Here is a 2,828-nt window from a genome sequence, read left to right on the forward strand (position 1 = left end):
GAGGCCGCAATGCTGCTTTTCTGGGAGCGCGGTTTTGAGGGCGCTTCGATGGCCGATCTTACCCAGGCGATGGGGCTCAACCCATCCAGCATTTATGCAGCCTTCGGCGACAAGCAGTCTCTGTTTTCACACGCGGTAAAGCGCTATGTGGAGACGCGGGCGCAATATGTGCCCCGGGCTCTGGAAGAGCCTACTCTCGAAAAAGTGGTCCGGGCGCTTTTTGACAGCACCGTCGCATTCCTTACCACCCCCGGACATCCGCCTACGTGCATGACGCTGGCCGGGTCGGTGGGATGCAGTCTGGAGGCCGCTCCTGCACGGGACATCATGGCTGAGATCCGCCGGCAAAATGAAGCCGCGATGCGGGAGCGTTTTCTTGAGGCACGGAGAAACGGCGAGTTGGCCAAAGACGTCAATGTGGACGACTACACCCGCTTCCTGTCTGCCACGCTCGCCGGCCTTTCCATCCAAGCGGCAAACGGTTCTACCAGGGCGGAGCTGAAGCGAACCTCGCAAATGGCGCTTCGTCACCTGGGCTGCTGAGGCCGGAACAGCATCACAGGAAAACAGGCGCCGGCCTTGATATACTGGTCGACGGAAGAAATCGGTTGCGCGGTATCTGCACAGACCCCGGAACGGGGTCTTTTTTGATATTCGAGCAACAGGCTGTGCGGAGGAGGGTTTTTACTCTCAGCACCTTCGGTTGATGCATGGGCACAATACTCGATCAGATCGACTCTCCAGCGGACATTAAAACGCTCTCCATTCCCCAGCTGGAACAGCTGGCACAGGAGATCCGCGAGCGGCTCATCCTAACGCTTTCGAAGACCGGCGGCCACCTTGGACCGAATCTCGGCGTGGTGGAGCTGACGCTCGCCATGCACTATGTCTTCGATACGCCAGAGGACAAGTTCGTCTTTGACGTGAGCCACCAGGCGTACATTCACAAGCTGCTTACCGGGCGCCGGGAGCGCTTCGGCACCATCCGCCAGCCGGGTGGACTGAACGGCTTCATGCTGCGCGGCGAAAGCGAGCACGACATCTACGGCGCAGGCCATGCAGGCACCGCGCTCTCCGCGGCGCTGGGTATGGCCGTCGCGCGTGACATGGCAGGTGGTAAGGAAAACGTCGTCGCGCTGGCCGGCGATGCGGCCTTCACCAACGGCATCACGTTCGAAGCGCTGAACAACATCGCCGAGCAGACCAAGCGGCTCATCGTGGTGCTCAACGACAACGAGTGGTCCATCGACCGCAACGTCGGCGCCATCGCACGCTATCTGCATAAGATCGTCACCAACGAGCGCGTCACACACCTACACGACAGCGCTTCGCGCCTGCTCGAAAAGCTCGGCGGCAAGACCGCTATCAATGTCGTGCGCCGTGCCGAAGAAGCCGCGAAGGGCATGCTGTGGCCCTCGGTCTTCTTCGAGGAGTTCGGCCTCACCTATTACGGCCCGCTCGACGGACACAACATCGGCCTGCTCATCGAGACCTTCAAGTTCCTCAAGCAGCAGGACAAGCCGGTGCTTCTGCATGCGATCACGCAGAAGGGCCGCGGCTTCCAGCCTGCGCTCGACAACCTGAAGAAGTTTCATGGCCTCGGGCCGTACGATCCGGAGACGGGCGAGACGCCTTCCTCCGGTCAGAAGACTTATTCCGAGATCTTTGCCGGAACCATGGTGAAGCTGGCCGACCAGAACGACAAGGTCGTTGCCATCACCGCGGCCATGCCCAACGGCACCGCGCTCGATCTCTTCCGCCCGCATCATCCGAAGAAGTATTTCGACGTCGGCATTGCAGAGGAGCACGCCGTGATATTTGCGGCGGGCATGGCGACGCGCGGCTACAAGCCGTTCTGCGCCATCTACTCGACCTTCCTGCAGCGGGCCTTCGATCCCATCGTGCACGATGTCTGCCTGCAGAACCTGCCGGTGGTCTTTTGCATGGATCGCGGCAGCCTCAGCGGCGACGACGGCGCGACGCATCACGGACTCTTCGACATCAGCTATCTGCGCTCCGTACCGAACATCATTCATATGGTGCCGGCGAGCGAAGACGAACTGGCGGACATGCTCTACACGGCCATGCTGCACAATGGCCCCTCGGCCGTGCGCTATCCGCGCGGCACCGGAACCGGCGCGGCGGTAAAGGCACACCCCGAGGCTCTGCCGATCGGCAAGGCGGAAGTGGTGCGCGACGGCGACGAGATTGCCATCCTCGGACTCGGCGCATTGCTACCCATGGCAGTCGAGATGGCTTCTCGTCTCGAAGCACAGGGTATCTCGGCAGCGGTCATCAATCCACGCTTCGTGAAGCCTCTCGATCGCGAGATGCTGGCGACCTATGCGCGGCGCGTCTCGGCCTTCGTCACCTTTGAAGATCACGTCCTGATGGGCGGCTTCGGCAGTGCGGTTCTCGAAGCGCTCAGCGAGATGAACTTCCAGGTCCCGGTGGTACGCATCGGATGGCCGGATCACTTCATCGAGCACGGCAAGGTCGATCAACTGCGTGAACGCTACGGCATCACTGTGGCTGCCGCGATGGAGAAGCTTGCGCCGTATCTCTTGCGCCGTATCTCAAGAACAGCAAGGTACGCCGCCTCGTAGCCGGCTGAGGATCGCCCTCAGCCGTTCAGGCGCACGCCAGCCTGCTCAATTCGCGCGAAGATCTCCGCGATGCGTTTCTGCCGATGAGCGAAGAGGCTGCGCATCTGGCGCTCGACGAACAATGAATGGGCCAGCGCTCCGAGTTGGCCCATTTTCATTGCGTAGGTCACCTCGTCGAAATTGCGCGTGCCGGTAACCCAGCCTTGAGCCTCTGCCCTCACG

Annotated in this window: 3 protein-coding genes; 2 read left to right on the forward strand and 1 reads right to left on the reverse strand. The window is 61.2% G+C overall.

What is annotated here, in order from left to right; translation table 11 throughout:
* Both QM649_RS20085 and dxs read left to right on the forward strand, forming a co-directional pair.
* The coding region (locus QM649_RS20085) for a TetR/AcrR family transcriptional regulator (protein WP_415200859.1) at nucleotides 1-543 on the forward strand (543 nt) is incomplete at its 5' end.
* A gap of 167 nt (nucleotides 544-710) precedes the next feature.
* A complete protein-coding gene (gene dxs, locus QM649_RS20090; RefSeq protein ID WP_415200860.1) occupies nucleotides 711-2,606 on the forward strand; it encodes a 1-deoxy-D-xylulose-5-phosphate synthase in 1,896 nt (631 codons plus the stop codon).
* A gap of 17 nt (nucleotides 2,607-2,623) precedes the next feature.
* Here dxs and QM649_RS20095 read toward each other — a convergent pair.
* Nucleotides 2,624-2,828 (reverse strand): hypothetical protein (locus QM649_RS20095; protein WP_415200861.1); only part of this gene is annotated, 205 nt, incomplete at its 5' end.

It is taken from the genome of Silvibacterium sp. (assembly GCF_047605705.1).
In the GTDB taxonomy this organism is placed as follows: Bacteria; Acidobacteriota; Terriglobia; order Terriglobales; family Acidobacteriaceae; genus Silvibacterium.

Coding starts and splice junctions, on each gene's coding strand:
- dxs (WP_415200860.1), top strand. CDS start 711: ATGGGCACAATACTCGATCAGATCGACTCTCCAGCGGACATTAAAACG.